Source organism: Spongiactinospora rosea (genome assembly GCF_003315795.1).
GTDB lineage: Bacteria > Actinomycetota > Actinomycetes > Streptosporangiales > Streptosporangiaceae > Spongiactinospora > Spongiactinospora rosea.
Genome location: NZ_QMEY01000005.1, coordinates 1 through 22,260, shown reverse-complemented (window position 1 = coordinate 22,260; position 22,260 = coordinate 1). Strand labels below are relative to the sequence as shown.

At 69.4% G+C, this 22,260-nt stretch carries 18 protein-coding genes and 3 pseudogenes; 9 read left to right on the top strand and 12 right to left on the bottom strand.

The features are described 5' to 3' along the window. Nucleotides 1-3: 3 nt before the first annotated feature. The 3 genes from DP939_RS14365 to DP939_RS46175 are packed head-to-tail and all read right to left on the bottom strand — an operon-like array spanning nucleotide 4 to nucleotide 3,451. Nucleotides 4-1,485: a glycoside hydrolase family 3 N-terminal domain-containing protein gene (locus tag DP939_RS14365; protein WP_113981198.1), complete on the bottom strand. Its 1,482-nt coding sequence runs from the start codon at nucleotides 1,483-1,485 to the stop codon at nucleotides 4-6. Then, nucleotides 1,482-2,417: an N-acetylglucosamine kinase gene (locus tag DP939_RS46180; RefSeq protein ID WP_158578571.1), complete on the bottom strand. Its 936-nt coding sequence runs from the start codon at nucleotides 2,415-2,417 to the stop codon at nucleotides 1,482-1,484. Before DP939_RS46180 ends, DP939_RS14365 begins: the two co-directional genes overlap by 4 nt. After that, a complete protein-coding gene (locus DP939_RS46175; RefSeq protein WP_158578570.1) occupies nucleotides 2,414-3,451 on the bottom strand; it encodes a MurR/RpiR family transcriptional regulator in 1,038 nt (345 codons plus the stop codon). The genes DP939_RS46180 and DP939_RS46175 overlap by 4 nt, the downstream gene beginning before the upstream one ends. A gap of 67 nt (nucleotides 3,452-3,518) precedes the next feature. On the opposite strand from DP939_RS46175, the gene ngcE reads away from it, so the two are divergent. The 3 genes and pseudogenes from ngcE to DP939_RS14340 all read left to right on the top strand — a co-directional run. Next, nucleotides 3,519-4,910 carry an N-acetylglucosamine/diacetylchitobiose ABC transporter substrate-binding protein gene (gene ngcE / locus DP939_RS14350; RefSeq protein WP_113981196.1) on the top strand — a complete coding sequence of 464 codons (1,392 nt, stop codon included), beginning with the start codon at nucleotides 3,519-3,521 and terminating at the stop codon, nucleotides 4,908-4,910. Nucleotides 4,911-4,929: 19 nt separating this feature from the next. After that, nucleotides 4,930-5,841 (top strand): carbohydrate ABC transporter permease, encoded by a 912-nt coding sequence (locus DP939_RS14345; protein WP_113981195.1) that lies wholly within the window; start codon nucleotides 4,930-4,932, stop codon nucleotides 5,839-5,841. Then, nucleotides 5,841-6,632 (top strand): annotated as a pseudogene (locus DP939_RS14340) (carbohydrate ABC transporter permease); the annotation flags it as partial. The gene DP939_RS14345 and the pseudogene DP939_RS14340, both read left to right, overlap by 1 nt. Nucleotides 6,633-6,768: 136 nt before the next feature. Here DP939_RS14340 and gdhA read toward each other — a convergent pair. Beyond that, nucleotides 6,769-8,133 (bottom strand): NADP-specific glutamate dehydrogenase, encoded by a 1,365-nt coding sequence (gene gdhA / locus DP939_RS14335; RefSeq protein ID WP_113981193.1) that lies wholly within the window; start codon nucleotides 8,131-8,133, stop codon nucleotides 6,769-6,771. A gap of 127 nt (nucleotides 8,134-8,260) precedes the next feature. Here gdhA and DP939_RS14330 point away from each other — a divergent pair, with 127 nt between their 5' ends. The 4 genes and pseudogenes from DP939_RS14330 to DP939_RS14315 all read left to right on the top strand — a co-directional run bounded on the left by DP939_RS14330 (nucleotide 8,261) and on the right by DP939_RS14315 (nucleotide 13,757). After that, complete coding sequence (locus tag DP939_RS14330) at nucleotides 8,261-9,277, top strand: RNA polymerase subunit sigma-70 (protein WP_199565166.1); 1,017 nt, start codon at nucleotides 8,261-8,263, stop codon at nucleotides 9,275-9,277. 465 nt (nucleotides 9,278-9,742) lie between these two features. Next, nucleotides 9,743-10,132: pseudogene (locus tag DP939_RS49645) on the top strand (IS701 family transposase); the annotation flags it as partial. 39 nt (nucleotides 10,133-10,171) lie between these two features. Continuing rightward, nucleotides 10,172-11,107 (top strand): DUF2332 domain-containing protein, encoded by a 936-nt coding sequence (locus tag DP939_RS14320; RefSeq protein ID WP_113981191.1) that lies wholly within the window; start codon nucleotides 10,172-10,174, stop codon nucleotides 11,105-11,107. A gap of 205 nt (nucleotides 11,108-11,312) precedes the next feature. Beyond that, a complete protein-coding gene (locus tag DP939_RS14315; RefSeq protein WP_113981190.1) occupies nucleotides 11,313-13,757 on the top strand; it encodes an NPP1 family protein in 2,445 nt (814 codons plus the stop codon). Nucleotides 13,758-13,838: 81 nt separating this feature from the next. Here DP939_RS14315 and DP939_RS14310 read toward each other — a convergent pair. The 5 genes and pseudogenes from DP939_RS14310 to DP939_RS14290 form a co-directional block, all read right to left on the bottom strand. Beyond that, a pseudogene (locus DP939_RS14310) lies at nucleotides 13,839-14,928 on the bottom strand (IS701 family transposase); the annotation flags it as partial. Between the two features lie 161 nt (nucleotides 14,929-15,089). After that, a complete protein-coding gene (locus tag DP939_RS14305) occupies nucleotides 15,090-15,548 on the bottom strand; it encodes a hypothetical protein (RefSeq protein WP_147267994.1) in 459 nt (152 codons plus the stop codon). Between the two features lie 585 nt (nucleotides 15,549-16,133). Then, nucleotides 16,134-16,565, bottom strand: coding sequence for a hypothetical protein (locus DP939_RS14300; RefSeq protein ID WP_147267993.1), 432 nt, complete (start codon nucleotides 16,563-16,565; stop codon nucleotides 16,134-16,136). A 19-nt stretch (nucleotides 16,566-16,584) separates the two neighbouring features. Next, on the bottom strand, nucleotides 16,585-16,926 hold the full coding sequence (locus DP939_RS14295) for a hypothetical protein (protein ID WP_147267992.1): 342 nt from the start codon (nucleotides 16,924-16,926) through the stop codon (nucleotides 16,585-16,587). Continuing rightward, on the bottom strand, nucleotides 16,926-17,765 hold the full coding sequence (locus DP939_RS14290) for an SAM-dependent methyltransferase (RefSeq protein ID WP_113981186.1): 840 nt from the start codon (nucleotides 17,763-17,765) through the stop codon (nucleotides 16,926-16,928). The genes DP939_RS14295 and DP939_RS14290 overlap by 1 nt, the downstream gene beginning before the upstream one ends. Nucleotides 17,766-18,054: 289 nt before the next feature. On the opposite strand from DP939_RS14290, the gene DP939_RS14285 reads away from it, so the two are divergent. Further along, complete coding sequence (locus DP939_RS14285) at nucleotides 18,055-19,281, top strand: hypothetical protein (RefSeq protein WP_199565164.1); 1,227 nt, start codon at nucleotides 18,055-18,057, stop codon at nucleotides 19,279-19,281. Further along, nucleotides 19,278-20,177, top strand: coding sequence for an aminoglycoside phosphotransferase family protein (locus tag DP939_RS14280; protein ID WP_199565163.1), 900 nt, complete (start codon nucleotides 19,278-19,280; stop codon nucleotides 20,175-20,177). Before DP939_RS14285 ends, DP939_RS14280 begins: the two co-directional genes overlap by 4 nt. A 55-nt stretch (nucleotides 20,178-20,232) precedes the next feature. On the opposite strand, the gene DP939_RS14275 is transcribed toward DP939_RS14280, so the two are convergent. The 3 genes from DP939_RS14275 to DP939_RS14265 form a co-directional block, all read right to left on the bottom strand. Beyond that, complete coding sequence (locus DP939_RS14275) at nucleotides 20,233-21,372, bottom strand: methyltransferase domain-containing protein (RefSeq protein WP_113981507.1); 1,140 nt, start codon at nucleotides 21,370-21,372, stop codon at nucleotides 20,233-20,235. A gap of 65 nt (nucleotides 21,373-21,437) precedes the next feature. Beyond that, nucleotides 21,438-22,010, bottom strand: coding sequence for an SPASM domain-containing protein (locus DP939_RS14270; RefSeq protein WP_158578569.1), 573 nt, complete (start codon nucleotides 22,008-22,010; stop codon nucleotides 21,438-21,440). A gap of 100 nt (nucleotides 22,011-22,110) precedes the next feature. Then, complete coding sequence (locus DP939_RS14265; protein ID WP_263972324.1) at nucleotides 22,111-22,236, bottom strand: HNH endonuclease; 126 nt, start codon at nucleotides 22,234-22,236, stop codon at nucleotides 22,111-22,113. Nucleotides 22,237-22,260 lie beyond the last annotated feature (24 nt).

The following is a 22,260-nucleotide window of genomic DNA, read 5'->3' as shown; positions in this document are numbered from 1 at the left end:
TCGTCATCCAACCAGATTCGCCCCGGCCTCGGTCAGCGCGCGGACGGCGGCGGCGGAGCTCGCCCTGGAAGCGCCGAATGTCCGGATCACTCCGGCCGCGCCCGGGTACTCGGTCCCGGGGTACCCCATGTCCACGACGACCAGGCGCGGCGCGCGCAGCCGCGCGAAGACCTCCGCGCTGGCGGGGTGCCGTGGCAGGTCGCGCACGACCGCCACCACGACGTCGGAGGGCCCGGCGTCCGGCAGGTCCGGGACCTCGCCGATCGGCGGGCTCAGCACCAGGTCGCGGAACTCGACACCGGCCGCCCGCAGTTCCGGTCCGATGCCCCAGGGCACCGGCCCGGCCGCGATGGACGTCCGGTCGTCGAACGTCACGACGTGCACCCCCGCACCGGCGATCGACACCTGGCCCTCGGTCACTGTCGCGCCCCACGCCGCCGCCGCGCCGATCGCCCGCTCGGCACTGGTGTCGGACGTCCCGGGCACGCCCGGCGTGCCCGGATAGGCGCGGGCCATCGCCTCGACGCGCCGCCCGGCCTCGTGCAGCCGGTCGATCGCGAGCGCGCCGGACTCCGCGGCGGCGACGATCGCGTTCACCACCGCCGTGGTCGCCTCCTCGTACTGCTCCGCGCCCAGGCACAGCAGGTCCACCCCGGCGCGCAGCGCTCCCACGGCGGCGGCGGGCAGCGAGCCCGCGTGGTTCAGCACGCCGTGCATCTCCAGCGCGTCGGAGATGAGGACGCCGTCGTAGCCGATCTCCTCGCGCAGCAGCCGCCCGGCCACGGTCTCACTCAGCGTCGTGGGCGCCTCGGTGTCCAGGCTCTCGACGATGACGTGGGCGGTCATCATGCTCGCCGTACCCGCCTCGGCGGCCCGGACGAAGGTCCGCAGGTGGTCGGACTCGAATTCGGCGCGGCCCGCGGGGACCCGGCCGAGCGCGAGGTGGGAGTCCAGCAGCGACCCGCCGAGTCCCGGGTAGTGCTTCACGCACGCCGCGACGCCCGCCTCCTGCAGTCCCTGGACCCAGGCGGCGGCGTGTTCGGCGTTGTCGTGCGGGCCGCGGCCGAAGGAGCGGGTGGTGAGCGGGCTGTGCGGGTCGGTCACGTAGTCGCCGATCGGCGCGAGGTTGTAGTTGATGCCGAGGTCGCGCAGTTCGGCGCCGATGCCGCGGCCGACCGCGCGAGTGGCGGCCAGGTCGTCGTGCTCGCTCAGCACCCGGTTGCCCGGATACGGGCTGCCCCGGTCGTGGTGGATCCGGGTGACGTCGCCGCCCTCCTCGTCGATCGCCACGATGGCGTCCGGGCGGACGTCCCTGATCTGGGCCACCAGCGCCGCCACCTGCTCCGGTGAGACGATGTTGCGGCCGAACAGGACGACGCCGGCCATCCCTTCGCGCAGCCGGTCCAGCAGCCAGGCCGGAGCGGTGGTGCCGGTGAAGGCGGGCAGCATGGTGCCGAGCGCGAGCCGGCGCAGGTCGGATGTCATGCGGGTTGCTCCTCGTCGTTTCGCAGTGTCAGCCTGGCGAGCCGGACGGCCCCGTGGACCGGCTCGGTGTCGAGGACCGACAGTGGCAGGGACACGTCCAGATCGGCCAGCCCGGCGGCGAACGCGGACCGGAAGGCGGGTTGCTTGACCATGACCGCGCCCGCGCCCACGACCGCCTCGGCCCGGGCCCCGAGGCGCAGCGCGATCGCCACGTTGCCCGCCAGCGTGCGGGCGTTGTCGGCGATGGCCTGGCGGGCGGAGTCGGAACCGGCGTCCGCGCACGCGAAGACCCCCGCCGCGAGGTCCCCCAGTTCCTCCCTCGACCGCTTCAGCGCGGCGGGCAGGCGGCGGGCGTCGGTGAGACCGAACGCCCCGGCCACGAAGGGCCGCAGCACCGGATCGTCCTCGCCGCGGTCCAGGTGGGCGGTGTAGCGGCGCAGCGCGTCGATCACGATGCGCGGCGCGCTGCCGTGGTCGCCGAGGAGCCAGCCCCAGCCGTCGGTGAGCACCGTGCGGCCGTCCGCGGTACGACCCCCGACCGCGGCGCCGGTCCCGGCGATCACCGAGAGGGCGTGGTCGTGCCCACCGGCCAGGCCCACCAGCAGGACGTCGTTGCAGACCTCGACCTGTACGCCGGGACCGAGTTCGGCGGTCACGGCGGCGGCGAGTTCCCTGGTCAGGGCGTCGGAGTCGCAGCCCCGCGCGCCCACGCCCACGGCGACCGGCAGGTCCCCCTCCGGTGTGACCTCGCGCAGGACGTCACCGATCAGGCGGGCCCGGCCGGTCGCGGGCAGGTCGTTCCAGCCCGGATTGGGCCGGGTCTCGGCGGCGATGGGTTCGCCGGTGGCCGCGTCCTCCACCCGGACCCGCAGGTAGGAGCCGCCGATGTCGAAGCCCGCGACACCGCGGCGCGGCCGGTCCAGGGTGTTCACGCGGCCGTCTCGACCTTCGTGTCGATGCGGACGAAGATCGGGTCCTCGGGGCTGCGGCCGATGGCCGCGCACGCCTCCTGCACGACCATCTGGCAGATCACGCTGGCGGCGATGGACAGCTCGGCGTCCGTCATGTCCGGCAGGATGATCTGGCGCAGCGGGCCGGTCCCGTCGTACTCGATCGGGCCGGTCCCGATGAGGTGGACCGTGGCCCCGTGGTCGGCGAGCTGCCGGGCGAGCAGCGCCTCGGCCCCCCGGTTGATGATCAGGTGGACGCTGCCCGGCTTGGCGCTGTCCATGAAGCCGTGCAGGTAGGAGCGGGTGTCGTAGCTCGCGGCGGGGGCCGCGACGCCCTCGCGGAACAGCAGGGCCGCCCCCTCCGCGGCGGCCAGGCCCGCCCCCGAGGAGACCACGTCGATGTGCCCCGCGGCCAGCAGGTCCGCGGCGATCCGGCCGGCGGCGGCGCGGCGCTCGCGCATCACCCAGGTGAGCCGTTCGCCGAAGGCGCGCCAGCGCTTCTCGTTCACGCCGCCGGTGAGGTGTTCCGCGAGCAGCGCCATGGCCAGCGCGGTCGCGGTGTAGCCGACGGTCGAGACGCGCGAGTCGGCAACGTCGCCCAGCCACAGGAGCCGCGGGGTCAGGTCCGAGACCGGCGAGGGCAGCCGGTTGACCACGCTCATCCGCGCCTCGGCGGGGACCGCCGACAGCGCGCGTACGATCTCGACGCTGCGCCCGGACTGGGAGATCCCCAGGTACATCGTCCCCGGCCGGACCTGGGCGGCGGTGAAGTCGGCCCCGGTCAGCAGCTCGCACGGCACACCGCCCGCGGTGAGCCCGGCCACCAGCACGTGGGCGGCGGCGCGGCTGGCGCCGATGCCGAAGGCGACCACGCGGTCCACCTCACTGTCGCGGTGCCCGTCGAGCCGGCCCGGCAAGGTGGTGGCGAGGTCGGCCAACGCCTCGGGCTGGCTGTGAAACGCCTGGTCGTAGGTGTTCCACGGAGAAACTGGTGGATTGCCGGTTGCTGTACCCATGTTAGTAAGGTAACTTACCTTACTCAGGATCGTCAAAGAGTCGCGGATCCTGTGGAGGTGCACCCCAATGAACGATCGTTTTCCGCCGTCTCGCCCGGGCCGCCGTTCGGTCCTGGCCATGCTGGCCCTGACTCCCGTCGCGGGAGCGCTGGCCGCCTGTGCCACGGGCGGAGCCCGGCAGTCCACCACCGCCGGCACCCCGACCGGAGCCGCCAACGCCGGCAATCCGTTCGGGGTGTCCTCGGGGGCGCCCTTGGAGGTCGTCGTCTTCGACGGCGGCTACGGGCAGGAGTACATCAAGGTCCCCGTGGACCTGTACCGCGGGAAGCACGCCGCGGCCAAGATCACCCAGTCGGCGACGCAGCAGATCCAGCAGTCGCTGCAGCCGCGCTTCGTCGCGGGCGACCCGCCGGACGTGGTCAACAACTCCGGCTCCAACGCCATCGACTACGGCGCCCTCGTCGGTGACAAGGCACTGCTGTCCCTGACGCCGCTGCTCACCGCCCCGTCCTGGAGCGACCCGGCGGTCACCGTGGGCGACACGCTGCGGCCCGGCGTGGTCCAGGTCGGCACGCACGACGGGCAGTTCGTCGTGCTGAACTACTCCTACGGCGCGTACGGGGCCTGGTACAGCACCTCGCTGTTCGAGGAGAAGGGCTGGACCTACCCGCAGACCTGGGACGACTACCTCGGGCTGTGCGACAAGATGGCCACCGCGGGCATCGCCCCCTGGACCTACCCCGGCCAGTTCCCCTACTACATGTTCTGGTGGCTGGCCTCGCTGATCTACAAGGCCGCCGGCCCGGAGGTCATCGACAAGATCAACAAGCTGGAGCCGAACGCCTGGACCGACGAGCAGGCCGTCGCCGCGCTGCGCGCGTTCGAGGCGATCCCCGCCAACGGCTGGGTGCTGAAGGGCAGCTCGGGACTGAACCACACCGACGCCCAGATGCAGTTCCTGAACGGCAAGGCCGGGTTCGTGCCGGGCGGTTCCTGGCTGGAGAACGAGATGGGCGACAGCGTCCCCAAGGGCTTCGACATGGCGATCTGCCGCGCGCCCTCGATCGGCAAGGACGACGTCAAGCCGTTCGGCTCGCTGTGCGCCAAGGCGGGCGAGCCGTACGTCATCCCGCGCAGCGCCGCCAACACCGCGGGCGGCCTGGAGTTCCTGCGCGCGATGCTCTCCACCGAGGGCGCGGAGAACTTCATCGCCAAGGCCGGCACGCTGTCCTCCAACCGCAACGCCAAGCTGCCCAAGGACGCCAAGCACGGCCTCGTCTCGATCGACGCCGCCCTCAAGGAGGCCGGCGACAACGTCTTCGGGATCACGGTCGACACCCGCGACAGCCGCCTGTGGAAGGACATCGCCAACCTGATGGGCCGGTTCATGAACGGTGACATCAAGGCCGACCAGCTCGCCAAGCAGGCCCAGAGCCTCACCGACAAGGCGCGCGGCTAGCGCCGGGGCGAGCATCTTCATGCGCAAGACGCACCAACGCGGCGTCATCATCGGCTTCCTCGCCGCGCCGGTCCTGCTGTACACGGTGTTCGTGGCCTCGCCGTACGTTCAGGCGTTCTACATCGCCCTGACCGACTGGCGGGGCCTGTCGGCCGATATCCAGCTCATCGGCCTGGGGAACTTCGCCGAACTGTTCGGCGACCCGGTGTTCTGGCAGGCGCTCCGCAACAACCTCCTCCTGCTGGTGACCCTGCCCATCGTCACCATCGGGGTGGGGTTGTTCCTGGCCTTCATGCTCAACGCGGCGGGCGGGCCCCGGAGCGGCGAGATCCGGGGCGTGCGGGGCGCGAAGTTCTACCGGGTGGTGTACTTCTTCCCCTACGTCCTGTCGATCGCGATCATCGGCGTGCTCTGGAAGAACATCTACAACCCGATCAACGGCCTGCTCAACGGCGCGCTGCGGGCCGTCGGGCTGGAGGAGGTCCAGCCGTCCTGGCTCGGTGACGAACGGCTGGCGTTCTGGGCCGTGCTCGCCGTGCTGGTCTGGAACGGCATCGGCTTCTACGTCGTGCTGTTCACCGCGGGCATCAAGGCGATCCCGGCCTCGCTGCTGGAGGCCGCGGTGCTCGACGGCGCCTCCAGGGTCCAGGTCTTCTTCCGCATCACGATCCCGCTGATCTGGGAGAACATCCGGACGGCGACGGTGTACCTGGGCATCGCCGCGCTGGACGCGTTCGCCGTCGTCCAGATCATGACCGGCGGCGGGCCGAACGACTCGACCCAGGTCGGCTCGTTCTACCTCTACCAGAACGCGTTCTCCTACGGCCGGTTCGGCTACGCCTCGGCGATGGGCGTGGTGCTCTTCGTCGTCACCCTGGCCCTGTCGGCGTTCACGCTGCGGGCGACCCGCAAAGAGAGGATCGAGTTCTGATGGCCACCGCCACCGGCCCTGGGAGGGCTCGTTCCGGCCGGGGCCGGGGCTTCGGGCCGACGATCGCGGTCGCCCAGGCGTTCCTGGTCCTGTGGGCGGTCATCTCGATCCTGCCGCTGCTGTGGGCGGTGGTCAGCTCGCTGAAGTCCGACCCGGAGATCGTGGCCGACCCGTGGTCGCTCCCGGCCTCGCTGCGCTGGGAGAACTTCGTCCGGGCCTGGGAGACGGCGTCGATCGGGACGTACTTCGGCAACACCGTCCTGGTCGTGGGCGGTGGCGTCGCGCTGACCCTGCTGTTGTCGGCGATGGCCGCGTACGTGCTGGCCCGCTTCGAGTTCCGGCTCAAGAGCGCGCTCTACTACTTCTTCATCGCCGGAATGACCTTCCCGGTCTTCATGGCGCTGGTGCCGCTGTTCTTCGTGGTGCAGAACCTGGGGCTGGGCAACTCGCTGCCCGGCCTGATCCTCGTCTACACCGCGTACTCGCTGCCGTTCTCGGTGTTCTTCCTGGTGGCGTTCTTCCGCACGCTGCCCGAGGAGATCGCCGAGGCGGCCAAGCTGGACGGCTGCGGCGAGACCGCGATCTTCTTCAAGATCATGCTGCCGATGGCCAAGCCGGGGCTGATCAGCGTCGGGATCTTCAACTTCATCGGGCAGTGGAACCAGTACCTGATCCCGCTGGTCCTGGTCAACGACGACAGCAAGTTCGTACTGACCCAGGGCCTGGCCAACCTCGCGGTCGAGCAGGGCTACGCCGGCGACCGGTCGGGGCTGTTCGCCGGGCTCACCATCGCCATGGCCCCGATCCTGATCGTCTACGCGCTGCTGCAGGGCAGGGTGCAGGCGGGGATGACGGCGGGCGCGCTCAAGTAATGCCACGAGGCCGCCCGCCGATCAGGTGGCGGGCGGCCCGGGTACGCTCACATGTCTAGATGAGGCCGAGGGAGAGCATCGCGTCGGCGACCCGGCGGAAGCCGTCGATGTTGGCTCCGGCCACGTAGTTGCCCGGCATGCCGTACTCGTCGGCGGTCTGCAGGCAGCGGTCGTGGATGTCGCTCATGATCTCCTGGAGCCGGTGCTCGGAGAACTCGAAGGTCCAGGAGTCGCGGCTGGCGTTCTGCTGCATCTCCAGGGCACTGGTCGCCACGCCGCCCGCGTTGGCCGCCTTGCCCGGCCCGAACGCGACGCCCGCGTCCAGGAACACCTTGATGCCCTCGGGCGTGGTCGGCATGTTGGCGCCCTCGCCGACCGCGACCAGGCCGTTGCTCACCATGGTCGCGGCGTCCTTGCCGGTGATCTCGTTCTGGGTGGCGGACGGCATCGCCACCTCACACGGGACCTCCCACACATTGCGGTCGGGCACGAACGTGGCGCCCTCGCCGCGACGCGCCGCGTAGACGTCCAGCCGGGCGCGCTCGACCTCCTTGACCTGCTTCAGCAGCTCCAGGTCGATGCCCTTCTCATCCAGCACATAGCCGGAGGAGTCGGAGCAGGCCACCACCACGCCGCCGAGCTGGGCCACCTTCTCGATGCTGTAGACGGCCACGTTGCCGGAGCCGGAGACCACGACCCGCCTGCCGTCGAACGACGTGCCGCGCGCCTTCAGCATCTCCTCGACGAAGAACGCGCACCCGTAGCCGGTGGCCTCCTTGCGCACCTGCGCGCCGCCGTACGCGAGACCCTTGCCGGTGATCACGCCGGACTCGTAGCGGTTGGTGATCCGCTTGTACTGGCCGAACAGGTAGCCGACCTCCCGCCCGCCGACGCCGATGTCACCGGCCGGGACGTCGGTGTACTCGCCGATGTGCCGGAACAGCTCGGTCATGAAGCTCTGGCAGAAACGCATCACCTCGCGGTCGGAACGCCCCTTCGGGTCGAAGTCCGAGCCGCCCTTGCCGCCGCCGATCGGCAGGCCCGTCAGGCCGTTCTTGAAGATCTGCTCGAAGCCGAGGAACTTGACGATGCCCAGGTAGACCGAGGGGTGGAAGCGCAGGCCGCCCTTGTAGGGGCCGAGCGCGCTGTTGAACTCCACCCGGAAGCCGCGGTTGATCTGCACCTCGCCGCGGTCGTCCAGCCACGGAACACGGAAGATGATCTGCCGCTCAGGCTCGCAGATACGCTCTATTATCTTCGATTCAGCGTATTCGGGGTGCTTTCCGAGAACCGGGCCGATGCTTTCGAGGACCTCGCGCACCGCCTGGTGAAACTCGATCTCACCGGGGTTGCGCCGAAGGACGTTGTCGTAGATCGACGACAGTTTCTCATGCAACACGTGTTCTCCCAGCTCAGTCATATGCGCCCCCCACTGTACGGGCCGCCCGGCAGTGGGCCGGACCCGGCCTTCGGCGTGCCGCGGGGCGGATGCGGCCGATGACATCGCGCGCTGGCGGGGCGGCCCGCCGTACGGCAGGATCACCTGCGTGAACGACAGCGGTGCGGAGCATGAGGAACGGCTGCTCGCCGGCGCGCGGCGGGGCGATGAGGCGGCGTTCGAGGAACTGGTGCGGCGGCACCGCGGAGGGCTGTACACCCACTGCTACCGGATGCTCGGCTCGCCGTACGACGCCGAGGACGCCCTGCGGGAGTCGCTGGTGGCCGCCTGGCGCGGGCTGCCCGGGTTCCAGGGGCCGGTGCGCGCCTGGCTGTTCCAGGCGGCGACGAACGCCTGCCTGCGCGCCGCGGCGCGGCGTCCGCGGCGGATGCTCTCCGACGAGTACGGCCCGGCCCGCGAGGACGTCCACGACCTCGGCCGGCCCGTGCCCGGCCCGGTCTGGGTCGAGCCCCTTCCCGGCCGGCCGCAGCAGGACGGCCCCGACCCTGCGGCGTACCTGCGCCGCGAGAGCGTGGAGCTGGCCTTCGTGGCCGCGCTGCAGCGGCTGCCCGGCACCCAGCGCGCGGCGCTCGTCCTGAGCGACGTGCTCGGGTTCGGCACGGCCGAGGTCGCCGGAATGCTGGAGGCCACACCCGCCTCGGTGAGCGACGCGCTGCGACGGGCACGGGCGGGAGTGGAGGGCCGGACCCCGGGGCCCACCCAGCGCTCCGAACTGTCCGCCCTGGGCGGCGGCGGCCGCCGCGCCCTGGTGGCGGCGTTCGTCTCGGCCTGGGAGCACGCCGAGGTCCCGGCCCTGCTCGACCTGCTGACCGAGGACGCGAGGATCACCATGCCCCCGCTGCCCGCCTGGTTCGAGGGCCACACGGACGTGGGCCGCTTCCTGTCCGAACGCGTCTTCACCACCCCCTGGCGGCTCCTGCCCGTCACGGCCAACGGGCAACCGGCCTTCGCCTGCTACCGGCAGGATGGGGGCCGCTTCCCCCTGTGCGCAGTCAGCGTCCTGAACCTGCGCGGCGGCCGCATCTCCTGGATCGCGGGCTTCACCGACCCCCAGGTCGCCCACGGCTTCGCCGTCCCCCCAGAATTCCCCACCCCCACCCAATGACGCCACCGGTCCGGCCTGACCCCAGGACAATCCGGCGGGGCCCCGCGCAGCAGGGGCGCTTCGCGCCCTAAAAGCTTGGCCCTCGCTCCGCTCGGACGCCTTTTCCCATGTCGGGCTCCGCCCGACGCCGGGGCTTTTCGTGTGCCGCGCGTTCCGGGGCAAGCTCAAGGCATCAACATCGGACGAAGCCCGACAGAGGAAAAGCGTCCGGGCGTAGCGAAGGCCGAGTTCTCCCGCATGGTGAGTTCCCGGGGGGGGCAGTGGCCGTCTGGCCGTGGCGACCCGGACAGGGCGCGACCCAGTGAACGGCCTGCCCACCGCCCTGCCGCCCGAACGGCTCGCCGCCCTAACGTCGCGACGCGCGGCACCGCCGGCTGGTGGTGTGAGCGGGAATCAGTGAGTCACAAGCCGTCGGAGCTGGCGTTCTTCTTGTGTCACACCACCACACCGGTCCCGTTGCACCGGCTGGTGAAGGTGGCCGGTCTGCGCTGGAGCATCGAGGAGTGTTTCCAGGCGGGCAAGAACGAGACCGGCATGGATCACTACCAGGTCAGGCTCTATCCCGCCTGGTATCGGTACATGACCTTGACCATGCTCGCCCTGGCGTTCCTCGCGGTGACCCGCGCGTCCCTTCTGGATGAGCCTCTTTCGGCCCCCGCCGATCCGGCGCGCCGGCTGATCCCGGTCTCGGCCAACGAGAGCTGCCGGCTTGTGGCTGTGCTGACCCGCCCACCGGTCCAGCAACGACAGGTCCAGCGCTGGTCCCTTTGGCGCAGACGCCATCAAACACGAGCACGCCAATCCCACTACCAGCGGCAACGCAACAAAGATCCCGATCTACGGCTGGAGTACTAGCGGGCGCAAGGGCCGGAAAACGTGGAAAGCGGAAAGCCTTTGACGACCGGCGAAACATACGCGGAGTTCGCGGCCCGGGAGGCGCGCGGGGTGTCGCCCGTTTATGAACGGCTGGCGTCCGCCGTGGCCCGTGACGAGGGCTTTTTGGGGCTGCTGGCCGGGCTTCCGGCGGCCAAGCGGCAGCCCAACCTGTTCTTCGGGGTGGTCCGACTGCTCGGCGGGCCGGTGGCGGATCCGGCGGCATTCCGCGACTTCGCGACGGCGCACTGGCCGAAGATCGAGGCGGAGATGCGGGTCCGCATCACCCAGACCAACGAGGCGGGGCGCTGCGCCGTGCTGCTGCCGCTGCTCGCCGCGCTCCCGCAGCCGCTCGCGCTGCTGGAGGTCGGCGCGTCCGCGGGGCTGTGCCTCTACCCCGACCGATATTCCTACCGCTACGGCGACCACGCCGTCGGTACCGGCGAGCCGGTGCTGACCTGCGCGGCCCACGGCCTGGTGCCACCCGCCGAGCGGCCCCGCGTGGTGTGGCGGGCCGACCTGGACCTCAACCCGCTGAACGTCACCGACCCGGCCGACGTCGCCTGGCTCGATGCGCTCATCTGGCCCGAACACGACCACCGCCGCGCCCGGCTCGGCGCCGCCGCGGCCATCGCCGCCGCCGACCCGCCGCTGCTCGTGCCCGGCGACCTGGGCGACGACCTCCCCGCCCTCGCCGCCCAGGCCCCGGCGGACGCCACCCTCGTGGTGTTCCACACTTCGGTGCTGCACCTCGTACCGGCACCCCGGCGGACGGCGTTCACCGCGACGGTCACCGGCCTGCCGGGCCACTGGATCGCGAACGAGAGCCTGGGCGTGCTGCCCTACGACCCCCTGCCACCGCCGCCCACCGGCGGCTCGGTTCACGTACTGGCCCTGGACGGCCGGCCGACGGCCTGGACACGCCCACACGGCCAGGAGATCACCTGGATTTCCTGAACTCATTCACGTCGGTGGTCAGAAAGTGGGCAGAAAACGGTCTGTTCTTTGAACAGCGGCCCGGCGAAGGATCCCCCCCGTCTGACGTTCTAAGGGGAGTCCTTTGAGCAGATCAGCAATTATCGCACGCCCTCGCCCGCGGGGTTTACGCCGGGCCTTCAGCGCGTTTCTGGCGAGTCTGCTGGTCGGTGTCGGGATCACGGTCGTGGCCGGGCCCGCCTGGGCCGAGCCGCCGCCGCCCGAGTTACCGCAGAACGCGAGTGAGGCCAACCGCATGTTCCAGCCGGCCATGGACTACCTTCCCAATGGCTGCTACCCGTCGGTGGCCATCGGCAAGGACGGAACGCTCAACCCGGGTCTGAGAACCACCGGCGCGCTCGACGGCTCCTGCCGCGACGAGTCGGACCTGGAGAACAGCAACATGTACGCGCGTTCCCGGTGCAATGCCACGGGATGGTGCGCCCATATGTACGGGCTGTACTTCCAGAAGGACCAGACCACCGGGGCCGGTTGCCCCGACTGCGGTCATCGGCACGACATGGAACACATCGTCGTGTGGGTCTTGGACGACAAGGTCGAGTACGTCTCGGCGTCCGCCCACGGAAATTACCAAACCAAGCCCGCCGGCGAGGTCGAGTTCCTGGAAGGGGGCACCAATCCCAAGATCGTCTACTACAAGGACGACCTGAGTACGCACGCCTTCGACTTCGTGCCCCCGGGCGCGGAGCCGGTGAACCACTGGGGCCGCTGGCATTTCCCGGACCTGGTGAGCTGGGAAGGTTATCCCTCGGCCGAATTACGCGACAAGCTCACCGAGAACGACTGGGGCTCGGCCACGTTCGCGCTCAAAGACAAGGACGACACCTTCGCGAAGGACCTCGAAAAGGCGCACAAGGACCTGCCCTTCGACTTCGACGTCCGAAGGCACACCCTCCCGAGTGGGATGCCGGACCCGAACGAGCCTCCCGGCGACGATGACGATGACGACGGGCCGGTCAACATGGTGCGGCCGATGGCGCTCGGTTCGTCCACCACCTATGGCGAGGGCAGTTCGGACGGGAACGGTTACCGCTACACCGCCGACCAGGGATTCAACTTTCTCGCCCAGCGCAGCGAGGAAGAAGGCTCGGCCGCGGGTGTTCCCAGGCTCATGGACGGCGACGACGCGAGTCCCTGGGTGGACTGGGTCGGTTCGATCCGGGTGGGCAGGATGCCGGATCGCGAGGTCGAAGGCTGGTCGGGGTTCCGCATTCGCGAGATCGCCGGAAAGGCGAAGTGCGCGGTGAAGACCTACCAGCCGAATCTCATCACGCTGATCGCCGGTGGGAACGACGTCAACGAGAACTACGAGATGGCCGGGGCGATCGGCCGGCTGGAGGACCTGGTCGAGCAGGTAAGCGCCGACTCCCCGGGTGTGACCGTCCTGGTGGGAGGCGTGCAGCCGTTCCACGACGCCGCCAAGGACGCGCGCGGCAAGGCGTTCTCGGCGCAGGTTCCGGCGATGGTGGACCGGCTGGTGGACCGGGGTCTGCATGTCGTGTACACCGATCTGACCGGGCTGGAGCGGTCGGACGTCGGTTCTGACGGCATCCACCCCAACGACCGGGGCTACGAGAAGATCGGCGACGCCTTCGTGGAGGCGGCCGACCAGGCGTACGAGAAGAAATGGATCCGGCGGCCCAATCGTCAGGCGCCGAACGCGGGTTCCGATCCCTGCGGGATGCAGGACGACGGGCCGGGCAAAGATCCGCACCCGCCGAACAAGCTGGGGTATGGCTGGGAGGACCATGACGTTATCCAGGCCACGCAGTTCCCGTCGTCGAACCGGTTCTGGATGGTCGACATCAACAAGGACCGCAAGGCCGAGTTCGTGACGGTCGATGTTAACCAGGCCGTGCGCTTCTGGTGGAACAGCGGGCCTTCGGGGGACGGCTGGACGCCTTTCGTCGAGGGCAAGATTTCGTACGTGCCGCAGGCGGGGGCCGTCGGCAACCAGTTGCGCTTCGCCGACATCGATGGCGACGATTTCCCGGACTGCCTGGTGGTGAATCTGACGGGCGGGATCACGGCGTACACGTGGAAGGCGGAGAATCCGTCCGGTTCGCGGATGTGCATGAAGAAGTACGACGGGGTCGCGCGTGTCTTCGCCGATGGTTCCAAGGGGCGTGAGCTTAGCATCGACCCGGAAACGAAGATCCGGTTCGCTGATGTCACTGGAGGCGGCCGGGACGACTACCTGCTTATCAAGCCGGACGGTACGACGACCGCCTGGTACAACCGGGACTTCCAGGTCAAGGGGAGTAAGAAGTGGCTGGACTGGACCCCGCCACAGAAGATCAGCGGGGCGCTGCAACTGCCCAGGGAGATCCGGTACGCGGACATCAACGGCGACGACCGCGCCGACCGGATCCTGATCACGGCGGCGGGCGGCGCACGGGCCTGGATCAATGAGGGGGCGAAAGGCGCGGGCGGAAAGTACCGGGACATCGGGCGGATCGCGGACGGTGGGGATCTTCCGCCGAAGGACATCCAGTTCGCGGACTTGGATGGGGACAAGAAGGCCGACTTCTTGAGAATCGGCTGGACGGGCGTCGCGCACGCCTGGCTGAACAGGCTCCCGGCGAACTATTTCGACACGTACCACCCGTAGGCAGCTCTCGTTGGCCGAGACCGGGATCAGCCGGCGCGCCGGATCGGCGGGGGCCGAAAGAGGCTCATCCAGAAGGGACGCGCGGGTCACCGCGAGAAACGCCAACGCCAGCATGGCCAAGGTCATGTACCGGTACCAGGCGGGATAGAGCCTGACCTGATAGTGATCCATGCCGGTCTCGTTCTTGCCCGCCTGGAAACATTCTTCGATGCTCCAGCGCAGACCGGCCACCTTCACCAGCCGGTGCAACGGCACCGGTGTTGGTGTGACACAAGAAGAACGCCAGCTCCGACGGCTTGTGGATGGATCGGCGGACCAGCAGGTGACGGCCCGGGCCGATGGTGGCGACCAGCGCCTGGTCATAGCGCCGCTCGCCTTTGGCGCCTTTGCCGCACGATAGGCGCTGCCAACCGGTCGTAGGGATCTTCCGCGCGATGGTCTCGGCGCGCACCGGGCCGGTGGCGGTGGTGATGTGATGGGTGCGGGCCACGGCCAGGACGTAGTTGAGCTGCCGCTCTTCCAGGTAGCGGCGGAGCGGGCCGTTGTCGCCGTAGGCCTCATCGGCGGTGACCCAGCCGAAGGGCACGCCGGCGGTGATGGCCCGTTCGATCATGGCTTGCAGGAGTTGAGGCTTGGTCGCGAACCTCACGTCCTGGGGGGCTTTGGCCGCTGCGCAGCGGGCGGTGTCGGCGATCCACGACTCGCGCGGCAGGTAGAGTTCCCGGTTCATCAGGGCCCGGCCGCGGGAGGTGGCGTAGGCGAGGTAGACGCCGATCTGGCAGTTGGTGATCTTCCCCGCGGTGCCGGTGTGCTGCCGTTGCACGCCCGCCGAGCACATGCCCCTCTTCTCAAAGCCGGTGTCATCGCCGATGAGGACCCCGTCGCCTTCGCCGAGATGGTCGATGATGTAGTCGCGGATGTCATCGCGTATGCCCTCGACGTCCCACCTGGCGGTGCTGAACAGGCGTTGCATGCCATCCGGTGTGGCCTCACCGGCGTACTCGGCCAGTGACCAGCCGGTCTTGCGTTCCAGGCCGGACAGCAGTCCTTGCAGGCAGCGGCGTGCTCGTAGCCGGACCTCGCGTCGTTTGAAGCGGCCCGCCACCCGGGCGAAGGCGTCGTCCAGCCCGGCTTGCAGACGCCCGGGGGTCAGGTGTTCTACTCTGGCCATCGCGGCCACCGCATGATCTTCAGTTCCAACACACCTGAATGATCACAGCGGTGGCCGTCCGTCGTTGATGTGCCTATGTAGGGACGTCAATCCCGCGGAGGGCCACTCATCGGCTCGTCAAGATCGCGATGTGCGGCTGGAGTACTAGCTGCACAGCTCATCTAGATCTTTCTCAGTCGCGCGATCGGAAATTGGCCTCGCTTGGCTATTTCGTACCTGTCAATCCAGGGGGCCTTCTTCCGAAGTCGCGCGAGTAGTGCACTGCGCTCCTGGTGGCCGCCCAGGCTGACGCGTTCAGCTTCGAACAGAGATCCGTCCACCTCGACCTCTATCTGGGTCGCATCTGAGATCAGAGACGGCAAGAAACCGGCCTCCTCGATACGCGGGTCCCAAAGAACCACATAATCCCCGCGCTCCTTCATATACGGGAGGATCACCGCGTTTAGGGCGGACTCATTGTCGCCGACCAGGTTCAGAGTCAGACAGCTCTGCGGGCGGAACTTGTACAGGATGAAGTACCCTTTGGACGCTCGGAAGAGAGCGGCATTGAGGAACCCAAGAATTTCGATCGCCGCGCCGGTGAGAACTGTCGTAGGCATTTCGCGGCCCCCGATCTCCACATCGCTTGGGCAAGCCAGCCAGAGAGCTGCTTTTACTGCCGGAGGATCTTAGCATATTTGCCGCGCAAATCTTCGAAGCCACCCTTATGGGGGAATAGGGGCGAGGGGCGGCCGTGGGCTCCGCCCACGGGGGAGCCCACGGCCGCACGAACCCCTCCGGTGACGGGGCATCCAGAGACGGACACATCCGGAGGGGGGCTCAAGAGGGGCGGGTCAGCCGGGGGAAGAGCGCGGGTGGGCGATTCAGGGTGTAGGTCACCCGCCCGCGCGGCGCGGAGGCTACCTACCTACCTCCCGCGCAGCGCGGCACGGCCCGGGGCGATCCACGCGCCCGCCGCGCAGCATGGGTGGCGCGGGCAGGGAGCACTCCTCGTACCCGCCCGCGCCAGACGGGCCCTCGGCGGCCCGCCGTACGGCACGGCGGCGCGCTGCGCGTCCTCTCCGCGCCGCCGTACCCGATCAGGGAAACGCGGGCCGGGCCGGGGCCGTCCGCTTCGGCCCGGCCGCGTCTACCGGCGACCTGCCGGGGGTGGTGCGGCAGCGACCGCGCCGTGCTGCCGCACCAGCTCGTGGGGGTGGGGGTCATCAGCTCCGGCCCGCCCGCACAGGAAGGAGACGTGGGCAGGCAGACGATTTCGTATCCGCCTGCCCGTGACCACGGGCTTCCGGCTGGCTCGTGCCGTCCGGCGCGGCAGCGCCCTCGCCGTGCTGCCGTGCCAGACCGGGGAGGTCATAGGCCGTAACACCGTCCCAGGCGTCGCCGTGGATCACGTACGACACCTGTGGGCTGCGGCAGGCGGTGACGACGGTGGGGCCGTACTCGTAGTCGCCGCCGACCGTGGACACCCAGGCGTGCTGGACGCGGCCCCGCCCGTAGGGGGAGGAGTCCAGGGCGCGCAGCATCTCCTGCTCGGCGCGCGGGTACGGGCTGTCCGTCACGCCGCTGGTGCGGCTGTCACCGGCTTCGACCTCCCAGATGAAGATGTGCCTGTGCTGATGTGCGGGCGGGATCTCCACGCCCGAGATGGTGGGGTGGTCAGCGGGCCGGCGTGGCATGGGCGTCCTCTCCGAATCTGACCGGCCGGTTGAGCCGGGCACGGTCTTGGGCGAGGGCTGTGGCCGCATCGTCCACGCTGGTGTAGAGGGCGGCGGCCCGGCGGTGGCCGCGGGCATCGGACGGCGGCTGCCAGTGGATGCGGTCACGCTCCACGGTGACGACCAGGCCGTGGCACACCGACACCAGGACCGTGCCCGCGCCGGGCTGGGCGTCCGCGCGGATACCACGGGATGCGAGCGCGGCGACGAGCTGCCGGGCGCGTTCCGCAGCCACGGCCACCGCGCACGCGTGCAGCGGGTTGTAGAGCATCAAGGAATCCATCAGGGCACCTCGGGACGGGGTTCTGCGGGGAAGCCGTAGGCGTTCAAGTCGGCCAGGCAGCCGAGAAGCAGCGCGTTGCCGACGTCTTCCGGCGGCGGGCCGGGCTCCGGCCGCCAGAGTGGTACCTCGACCAGCCCGGGTTCCTCCATGTCGCAGCCCTCCAGCAGGGCGGCGATCTGTGCGCTAGAGCGCACGAGCAGCGGCGTCGCCGATTCGGCGTAGAGCGTCTGCCCCTTGGCGATCTCCTCCGGCGTCGAACGGTCCGAGCAGGCGTGGGAGAAGACCAACGTGCCGCCTGGTGCGAGGCGAGCACGGAGCCGCTGGATGAACGCGGCGGCGTCCTGGTCGGGGACGAAGTGCAGCACCGCGCCGGCGATGACCACCACCGGCCGCCGCACATCGATCACCCGCGTGAGGACCGGATGATTGAAGACGGCGTCCGGGCGGCGTACATCACCGAACAGCATGACAACGTTCTCGCCCTCCAGCACCGCCCGGCCGTGGAGGACGACCTGCCGGTCGTTGTCCACGTACACCACACGGGCGTCCGGAGTGACGGCCTGGACGACCTCGTGGATGCTGCGCGCGGCCGGCAGCCCCGTCCCGAAGTCGATGAACTGATCATGGTCCTGCTCGGCGAGGCTTCCAACCGCGCGGAGCAGGAAGTCTCGGTTCGCGCGCGCCGCGCTGCGCACCTTGGGGGCAATCTCCAGCAGCCTTTCGCTGACCTCCCGATCGGGCTGGAGGCCGTCTTTGCCATGGCTCAGCTCACCATAGATGCGGGCCGCATTCGGCCTGGTCGAATCGAATGCGTTGGGATCACACGCGTTTGTATCCATTAGGAACCTTTGCCGTGTTCATGGTGAATTACGCCCCCACGCCGCCCTCAGCAGCGGATACGGCAACCTTGAAGCAAGCGTGCTCCACAGGGAACGCCATTTGATGGGGCAGTCAAGGGGCAGATCGAGGGCAGATTTATAGCCGCCCCCATGCGACATGTGCGACGATGCTGACGCCCCTTATTGGAAGGAGCAGGCGATTGTGCCTGAGCCGAACCACCAACTTCAGCGAGCACGTGAACGACTGAATTCACCGTCCGCGCCGGGGGAGCCCGCCTCACGCCAGGACGTGGCGGACCTGGTCAACGCCTGGATTCACCGCGAGTACCAGCGCTCCGCCGTCATGACAGCGAACTACCTCGGCAAACTAGAGCGCGGTGTGGTGCGGTGGCCATGTGCGGAGTATCGGGCAGCACTCCGTGCCGTCCTCGGCACCGAAACGGATCATGCCCTCGGCTTCCGCCGACACCGGCAGCGCCGCAAATCGGCAGATACCGTGTCAGATGTGGATCGGAAAGACTTTCTCCGCACCGCGCTCGGGGCCGCGGCAACCGTCCCCCTCGCCGAATGGGCGATGCCTGCACAGGCCGCCGACGTTCCCACCACCGTGGGACCCACCGAGATCCAAGGGCTGAAAACAGTCGCTGAGACCTTCCTGTCATGGGATCACGCCTACGGCGGCGGCTTGGTCCGCGATGCCGTGGCCGCCCAGATCCGTTACTCTGTCGCCCTGCTCGAACACGCGACCTGCCCGCCCCCGCTACGCGCGGACCTGCACGTCGCTGCCGGCTGGCTCGGCCAGGTCGGCGCGATGATGGCCTTCGACAGCTACGCCCACGACGACGCCCGCAAAATGTTCCGGCTGGCGCTCGCCTGTGCCGAGGAAGCCGGCGACTGGCACCTGCGCGCAAAGGTCTTGTCCGGCATGGCCCGGCAGGCGATCTGGGTCGGCGACGCCGACTCAGGACTGACCCTGGTCGAACTCGCGCTGGTCCGATCAGACCGGCTCACTCCGGCCGAACGCGCCATGCTGCTGTCGGCGCGTGCTCGTGCGCAAGCCAAACTGGGCATGGTGCAAGACACCCTGGAAACCATCGGGCGCGCCGACGAACAGTTCGCGCGTATCCGGCCCTCCGAAGAAATGCCGTGGATGCGCTACTACGACGCGGCCCAGCACGCGGGTGACACCGGCCACGCCCTGTTCGACCTGGCCATGCGCGGCCGGTTCGCCGCAGAGGCGTCCGACCGTCTCACTATGGCGGTCGCCGGGCACACCGACGCCTACGTACGCTCCCGCGCGATCAGCGGCATCAAACTCGCCTCCCTCACCATGGCGACGGGCGATCCCGTCCAAGCCGCGCAGACCGGTGCCCGTGCCGTGACCGACGCAGGGACCGTCCGCTCCCGCCGCGCCCAAGACGACATGCGGGAACTCCACAGATTGTCCGCCCCTCATGGCCGCAAGACTCCCGTTGCGGAACTGTGTGACCGGATCAAGGCCACGATCCGGACATGAGCGTGATGAACGAAGGCGAAGCGGCGGCCCGCGCGGTCCTGGAAGAAGCGTGCCGCCGCGCCCACTTGCCCGCTGAAGACGCCCGGTTGGTACGACGCGGCGAGAACGCCATCTTCCGCCTCCCCACCGGAGTGATCGCCCGCATCACACGGCCAGGCCAGCAGAACGCCGCGGCGCGCGAGGTACAGATAGCGCGCTGGCTGGCGGCCCACCAGGTACCCGCCGTCGAGGCCCTGCCTGATATCCATCAGCCTGTGAACGTAGACGGTCGGGCGGTCACCTGGTGGCGAGAACTGCCACCCCACCGCAACGGAACCGCGCTCGAAGTGGCGACGGCACTGCGCCGGCTGCACGCCCTGCCGCCCCCGGCCGACTTCCACGTCGGCCGCCTGGATCCGTTCGTCCGCCTGACTGAGCGGATCGAACGGGCGGTCACCCTCGGCGAGCGCGATCATGCATGGATGCGTGAACGCCTGACCGAACTGCGCAGCCGGTACGCGGCGCTGCCTGAAGGGCTACCTGAGTGTGTGGTGCATGGTGACGCGTGGATCGGCAACGTCGTCGGCACCGGCGACGGCCGCGTGGTGCTCCTGGACCTGGAGCGATGCTCGGTCGGACCGCCCGAATGGGATCTGATCTCCACCGCCGTCAAGGCGTTCACACTCGCCGGGATCACCGTGGAGGACTATCGGGTCTTCGCCAAGGTGTACGGGCACGATGTCACCGGCTGGACCGGGTTTGAGACACTGCGGGATATCCGCGAGTTCCGGATGCTGTGCATGGCTGCGCAGGTCGCCGCGGAGAACCCGGCTCGGCATGAAGAAGTGATCTTGCGGCTGGCGTGCCTGCGCGGTGAGCATGGACCGCGCCCGTGGCAGTGGACCGCGGTTCCCTAGCCGATCACCCGCTGGAGTGTGTCCAGTCACACCTGCGGCCCGTCCGAATTGACGGTCATCCCGGGCCGATGGTCGCGATCCAGCGGCCTCGCCGCAGCGTGATCACACCCTCCGGTGTGATGATCGCCTCCGCGCCCCGGAATGGCAGGTCACCGTGCCGGATCCAGTAGTCCCGCACCTCGTCCAGGTAGTCCCATAGGCGGCGCGGGCCACCTTGGTGGACGGTCACCTTGTCGTCGCGTTCTTCGGCGCGGGCCCAGGACCCATCGGAGTGGGTCATGATCGCGACGCGGGTGCCGTCCTCGCGGTTGTCGTAGTAGTGCCCGATGCCAGGCGCGATGATCTCCAACATCGTGCTCACGTCCCAGGTGCTGACCACGTCCAGCACCGGGTACCGGCCCCGTACGACGTGCTCCCCCTCCCCGTCAAGGGCGACGTTCAGCAGATCCCAATCGCGGGGTGGGTAGTCGGCGCTGGTGCGGGTCCGCATGAACCCGGCACGGTCGAACTGGACCATCCCGGCCGCGCCGCCGTCCTGTTGCTTGTCGGCGGTGAGAACGAGGCTGGTATCGGTGATGGTGGTGACCAGCCGCCCGCCCACCTTCAACGCGGCCAGCCAGGACGCCGGGATGGCAGGACCGACCGCCACGGTGGCGGCGATGCGATCGCCTTCCCAGTCAAGCGGGCCGGTGGCATCTGCGGTGATGATGCGCGGCCGATACCCTGCCTCCTCCAGCCGCTCGGCGGCGGCCTCGTTGAGGTACGGGTCCACGTCGATGGCGGTCACCTGGGCGTCACCCAGCCGGGCGCACAGCACGGCGGTGCCGTACCCGCTGCCGGTGCCCACGTCCAACACCGTGCACCGGTCCCCGATCGACGCGTGCCGGAACATCTGGGCGACCAGGCCGGGCAGGGTGGACGACGATGTCGGGGAGCCTTTCGGACGTGTGCCGGGTTCGGCGTGGTCGGCGTGCAGGCCGCCGATGCTGGTGACGAGCGTCCAGTCGCGGTAGGCGGCGGCCAGCCACCGATCGCGGTCAGCGTCACCGACGCGCAGATCCCACCCGTCGCGGGTTTTCGCCCACCATCGCGGCACGAACACGTGGCGTGGCGTGGTGGCGATCGGCTCCCGCCACCGGGATCCGGGCGGGGTCGCCGCGGCAGCGAGCGCGGCAGCCTGGTCTTTCCAATCCATGAGATGTTTTCCTGCCGCGCGGGTGGCTTCCCGGATCGTCTGGCCGCGTTCGCCCGACCGGTTGTTCACCGGCCGCCTGCCCGGAGAGGGATGGGGCGGATCGTCGGGAGAAGCAGGGCGTTGCCCTCGCATTCGGTCGAAGCGGGCGGGCAGTCGTTACCGTCGGAGGCCGGTGGGCACTCGGTGATGGGTGTGCAGGGCGGGGCGCCACGCCGGGGCCGGGGGACCTGTGTGAGCAGGCCGCGCCAAATGGGCCCGGCCAGGATGTCGCCGAGTGGGGTGGTGCGGACGTTCCCCGCAGAGGGCAGGAACCGGGACATGACGCACAGGCGGACGTCGCCGTCCCAGGAGACCGCGGCGCGGCCGTCGCCGCACCGGCCGCACAACTCGTTCACATCCGATGCAATGCCCATCTCCCGGGTGCCGCGGCCGATGCCGCGCATCCGATCGACCGGCCCGAGGTCCGGAATCCCAAGAGCCTTCATCTCGGCGTGCGCCTCGTGAGCACGCTGTCCCTGAGACAGTTCCACGATCGCGACCTTGAGCGGGATACCACGGTCCAGCGCCTCGATGATCGCGGCCCGTGTCCGCTTGTGGGAGCCGCGCCGCCCGGTGACCTCATCGTGCAGGCCGGCCACATCGCTGTGTCGGGTAGCCCCTGCTCCTCTCGGATGCAGGGGCCCCCTCAGAACCGGGCGTGCGACTCTCACCGCACCCGGCTCAAGCAGGTCGCAAGAGCTATACATTGGGAATTCTCCTTGGTCCAGGCTGGTGGTCGGCTGCATGGTGCTGCCGGTGGCACGCAGCGTGGATGAGCACGAGATTGGACCTGTCATCTGTGCCACCTTGGCGCCGGTAGATCAGATGGTGCCTGTTGATCGTCCTGGC

Coding starts and splice junctions, on each gene's coding strand:
- DP939_RS14365 (WP_113981198.1), bottom strand. CDS start 1,485: ATGACATCCGACCTGCGCCGGCTCGCGCTCGGCACCATGCTGCCCGCC.
- DP939_RS46175 (WP_158578570.1), bottom strand. CDS start 3,451: ATGGGTACAGCAACCGGCAATCCACCAGTTTCTCCGTGGAACACCTAC.
- ngcE (WP_113981196.1), top strand. CDS start 3,519: ATGAACGATCGTTTTCCGCCGTCTCGCCCGGGCCGCCGTTCGGTCCTG.
- DP939_RS14345 (WP_113981195.1), top strand. CDS start 4,930: ATGCGCAAGACGCACCAACGCGGCGTCATCATCGGCTTCCTCGCCGCG.
- gdhA (WP_113981193.1), bottom strand. CDS start 8,133: ATGACTGAGCTGGGAGAACACGTGTTGCATGAGAAACTGTCGTCGATC.
- DP939_RS14295 (WP_147267992.1), bottom strand. CDS start 16,926: ATGGATTCCTTGATGCTCTACAACCCGCTGCACGCGTGCGCGGTGGCC.
- DP939_RS14290 (WP_113981186.1), bottom strand. CDS start 17,765: ATGGATACAAACGCGTGTGATCCCAACGCATTCGATTCGACCAGGCCG.
- DP939_RS14280 (WP_199565163.1), top strand. CDS start 19,278: ATGAGCGTGATGAACGAAGGCGAAGCGGCGGCCCGCGCGGTCCTGGAA.
- DP939_RS14275 (WP_113981507.1), bottom strand. CDS start 21,372: ATGGATTGGAAAGACCAGGCTGCCGCGCTCGCTGCCGCGGCGACCCCG.